We start from the raw sequence: 4,486 nt of genomic DNA, 5'->3' as shown, positions 1-4,486 counted from the left end.
TGATCACCATAGCCGGGGTTCTCATCGGCGTCTTCATCGCAAGGCCCGCCTACGGTAGGATCATCGGTCACATCATGCAGAGCGACGAGTGAGAAGACGGAAAAAAGACCATTTTAGGTGTCGAAAGATGCGGGACGCGGGCCTCCGCGTCCTGTCTACCATTTTATCTAATTTACCTCGCGGGATTGCGAAGGGCAGAGCGGGAAGGCCCCCCTTCAGGGTAGGGATGAGGCGTGGGAGAGGTCTTGCCCTGAAAGCCTTCTTCGAAGAGTTAAGGCCGGAGAGAAACCCGGCTATCCCAGGTTCCGGGGAGGGGATGGTACGGTTCGTTCACCTATCCTCAATAGGACTTACGCACTTGGCCGACACGTGGATATATAAGTTATATCATATACTGCGCAATTAATGATCTATATGGGAGATATCTTAGATTGAACGCGAGAAAATTTGATGGACGGGATTACGTCTCCTTACTCATCGCTTCTACAGATGTTTTAGAGCATTTCTGAGGTTAGAGTTACAGAGACTGAAAACGGAAACGAGCTGGTTTGTGGTAGTTTATGCATGGTTATTTCAGGTGGCTGGCAGTTATGTTCTGCCTTCTCCTGGCCCTTGCGGGGCAGAGCGGATGCGCGAACGGTCAGGCGAGTTCAGAGGACGGTCGGTGCTCGATCAGGGTATCGGAGAACAATTCTCTCTCTCGTCCAGTCCTGGAGATATCGAGATCGACCTTCGGCGGCGGTTTCACCAAGATCACGGTTTTGAGAAACCCGGCCACGGGAACGGCGATGAAGGAGTCCTACCTTCGCGGAGACTCCCTCGATCGGGAGGCCGTCATCGGGGTGGACGGCAACGGGACCGAGATGGAGGTCGAGTCCACGTTCGACGGGGTGGCGAGCCTAGGAGTCTTCAAAAAGTCCAGCCCCAACGGGACGCCCCAGGATGTCCCTGCCTTCGAGGCCAGGGAGGACTACTCTGGCAGCTTCAAGATCAGCGAGCAGGTTGAAGATTACGGCTCGACCATCGCCTCCGAGCGGTCCGTTGCCGGGACGGGGTTTGTTGCGGTGAACAAGAAGGTAGCCGACGGCCAGAAGAGCTTCGAGTCGGGGACCGGCACTTACCAGTCCGAAGAGAAGATCAACACATATACGAACTACATCGCCAAGTCGGTCTCTCTCGCCCACCGGCCCACGAGCTTCGTCATCGGCGAGGGTCATTCGGCGAACCTCTCCCTAAAGTGGAGGGAGGGCGTCTATTCCAGGCGGGTGGGCGAGAGCTACATCGGCGAGGAGTACTCGTCCCTCGAGCGGCTGGAGAAGACGACGGTGGCAAGGGGCCTCAGCGAGATGAAGACCGAAGCCGAGTTCTCGGGGAGGGCACGGTACAGGGTCGTCTCCGAGGACGAGATCGATATGGACGAGCAGTACGAAGGAGACTACTCCCTCCGGCGAGACCTCCAGCTCGCCTCCGCCTCCGGATACCGCCAGCCCCACCTCGAGGTGACCAAGGAGGGAACGCTCGTTTATGAGGACGAGAGAACCCTGGCCGAATACGTCATAACCCTGGAGAACGATGGCGGGAGGACCCTGGAGCCGGTTCTGGTGAGAGACCGGTTCCCTCCGGGGTCGGTCTTCATCAGGTCGAATTATAGGCCGACCCTCACCTCCGACGGCGCCAACTGGTCCCTCACTCACCTCTCTCCTGGCGACGTCATCATGATCGAGCTCGTCCTCGACGTGACGAGCTTCTGGGGAGACGAGCTGGTGAACCGGGTCGAGGCCTTCGGCGGGAACGGTGAGGAGTGGGTCTCTGCGGCGAACTTCTCCGCCCTGGAGATCGGATGGCTCTCCTGCTGCTCTGTGGGCGGAGTATCCGTCGCCAAGATAGGAGAGGTCGACGAGACGGTTCCAAACCACGTCACCTACAGTTTGGAGGTTAAAAACCTCGGAAGTGGCACCAAAGTGGCGACGGTCATCGATCGGCTCCCCGACGGGATGAGGCTCATCGACTCGTCGCCGACCTTTGCCACCTACGAGGACGGCGTAGTCAGCTGGAACCTGATCGATCTCGGCCCCGGCGAGACGGAGACGATCGTCTACCAGGCTGAGGCCCTCTGGAGCGGGAGGTTTGTGAACCTGGTTGAGGTTGATCCCAGGTCCGTGGACGGCCCTTCCCTCGGGCCGGTCTACGCCAAGGCCGTGGTCGAGGTCGAGGAGTTCGAGGGCGAGCGGCAGAGGCCAGGATGGCAGCCCCCTGACTGGTTTGGCGAGGCCGACGAGATCGGCCTTCGGGATCTCTGAGGAACCCCGCCCGTTTGGTGGCAATAGAGGATAGGATGGAGGTCTGATGGCATGTTCAAAAAGGAGATCAGAGAGGAGATTGAGATTTTGGCCTCGTCGGAGGAGATCTGGAAAGTTTTAACGGACTTTGAGGGCTTCAGTGAATGGAACCCCTTCATCCGGCCCCTGGTGGGCGTGGCGGAGGATGGGGCGAGGCTGAGGGTCCAGATAAGGCCCCCGGGCGGAAGGGCTGTGGCCTTCAGGCCTAGGGTGACGAAGGTCGTGAAGGGCCGGGAGTTCCGGTGGAAGGGGAGGCTCTTGGTTCCCGGTCTCCTGGACGGAGAGCACATCTTCGAGATCGAGCCCCTGGGGCCGGAGAGGTCGCGTTTCGTCCAGCGGGAGATATTTTCCGGTCTTCTGGTTCCCTTCATGGCGAAGAGCGTCGATCAGACCCTGGCGGGATTTGGGGAGATGAACAGGGCCCTCAAAGAGAGGGTCGAGGGGGGAGACGGGAGTCCCTCTAGAGATGAGGTGGACTGAGGGCCGATCGTCGAGGCCAGCTGAAGCCTCGGGTTGTATCTTCTTACAACCTGATAATGTGGCGACATAGATCGAGGGCTGTAAGAGTATCCGCAACAAAAATCTCAAAATTGTGATTATAGAGTGCTTCTGGGCCGAGAAACCGTAAACTTTATATCTCATTAGGCGGATATATGTAGCTTGTTTGGTGTATTGAATGGTTGATCATTACCAACCTGTTTGTAACTGCCACATTGGTGGGGAAGAGTTCCCTCTTCCTGGTGATAGAACCGCCTACATCTGCCGACACTGTGGGGCCACCCCCTTCATGGATGGGCCTCATCACGATAAGAACTGTCCTAGATACCGGCTATAAAGCCGGTCGAGACGGTCACAAGACTGAAATCTCAAAGGCGTTCGGATGAGCGAAGATAGGCAGAGCTCGGCCCGAACGTCAAAGAGCTCATTTTTATAATTCTTTGGATCGGAGATTATCTCACGGCTGGGCCGTTTGTTGCAGATAGACGGTGCGAGGCCGATAAGAGCTTCTTCCTGGGGCTCCAGTTCGAGGCGCACCAGCATCACTGGGCCACCATATCTCCCGAGGCGGATCAGAGCGTTATCCTCCTGGAGAGCCGGCTGATCTGTGATATGGCGGAAGAGGCGATGGAGTGGTGGCTTCCCACTATGAAAAGAGACTTATCCCAGAGACGACATATCGGCAGGAAAAGGGCGTTAACATCCGAATGAGATGGGTGGAAATTTTTATGATTCCAGATGTATATTTTGCCCCCGTGGGGGCTACAAACGCCGCTCGGGCTTCGGCGAGGAGATCGGCCTTGGATCCTCTAGATACCGGCTGATGGAGATCTGAACTTCGCCGAGCGGCTAAGGGGCGAGAGAAAAGTTTAAGGTGCCTCCGATTAAAGAGAGACCCGGCAGGCTGCAGAGGTGCAAAATCAGGGTCTATACGACGAAATTTTACATGGATAATGGCACAAGATGCCTCTGTGGGGGCGATATTTTTGGATTATTTGAGGAAATCTGATTCAGGGTCACTGAGATTGATGGAGGGACGATATGGCAGAATTATTCAGGGAAGTTTTGGGTCGGGCGAAAGAGGAGAATAGATCTTACCTGATGGAGCACGAGTGCAAGGCGATCCTGGAGAGCCTCAGCATCTCGACGACGGGCGCACAGGTCGCTCGGTCCGAAGAGGAGGCGGTGCAGATGGCTGAGTCGATCGGCTACCCCGTCGTCCTGAAAGTGGTATCTCCGGAGGTCGTCCACAAGTCCGACGCTGGCGGCGTGAAGCTCGACCTCAAGAGCCCCGACGAGGTGAGAAGGGCCTACGCCGAGATAAGAGAGGCCTTCCGGGAGAAGGGGCTCGTCGGGGTTGCGGTCCAGGAGATGGCCCCAGCCGGGACCGAGGCGATCGTGGGAGTGGCCCGCGACCACACCTTCGGCCCTATCCTGATGTTCGGCCTCGGAGGAATCTTCGTCGAGATCCTCCAGGACGTATCTTTGCGGTCGATACCGATATCCGAGTCGGACGCCGAGGAGATGATCGCGGGGATAAAGGGGCACGCCCTCCTGGAGGGGTACCGGGGCCGATCGGCGGACATCACCGCCTTGAAGGGTCTGTTGATGCAGATCTCCGACCTGGTGGTGAAATATCCCGAGATCGC

At 57.5% G+C, this 4,486-nt stretch carries 3 protein-coding genes; all 3 read left to right on the top strand.

Translation table 11 applies throughout. The features are described from left to right. Positions 1-590 precede the first annotated feature (590 nt). Positions 591-2,300, top strand: a complete 1,710-nt coding sequence (locus ACP5EL_RS09165; protein ID WP_428402209.1) for a DUF11 domain-containing protein — start codon at positions 591-593, stop codon at positions 2,298-2,300. A 51-nt stretch (positions 2,301-2,351) separates the two neighbouring features. Beyond that, on the top strand, positions 2,352-2,819 hold the full coding sequence (locus ACP5EL_RS09160; RefSeq protein ID WP_428402208.1) for an SRPBCC family protein: 468 nt from the start codon (positions 2,352-2,354) through the stop codon (positions 2,817-2,819). Positions 2,820-3,878: 1,059 nt separating this feature from the next. Continuing rightward, positions 3,879-4,486, top strand: a 608-nt coding sequence (locus ACP5EL_RS09155) for an acetate--CoA ligase family protein (protein WP_428402207.1), incomplete at its 3' end; no start/stop codon positions are given.

Source organism: Methanocrinis sp., assembly GCF_049974945.1.
In the GTDB taxonomy this organism is placed as follows: Archaea; Halobacteriota; Methanosarcinia; order Methanotrichales; family Methanotrichaceae; genus Methanocrinis.
This window is presented reverse-complemented; position numbering and strand designations above follow the sequence as displayed.

Excerpts from the sequence above, each read along its gene's own strand:
- ACP5EL_RS09165 (WP_428402209.1), top strand. The coding sequence starts at position 591 with ATGTTCTGCCTTCTCCTGGCCCTTGCGGGGCAGAGCGGATGCGCGAAC.
- ACP5EL_RS09160 (WP_428402208.1), top strand. The coding sequence starts at position 2,352 with ATGTTCAAAAAGGAGATCAGAGAGGAGATTGAGATTTTGGCCTCGTCG.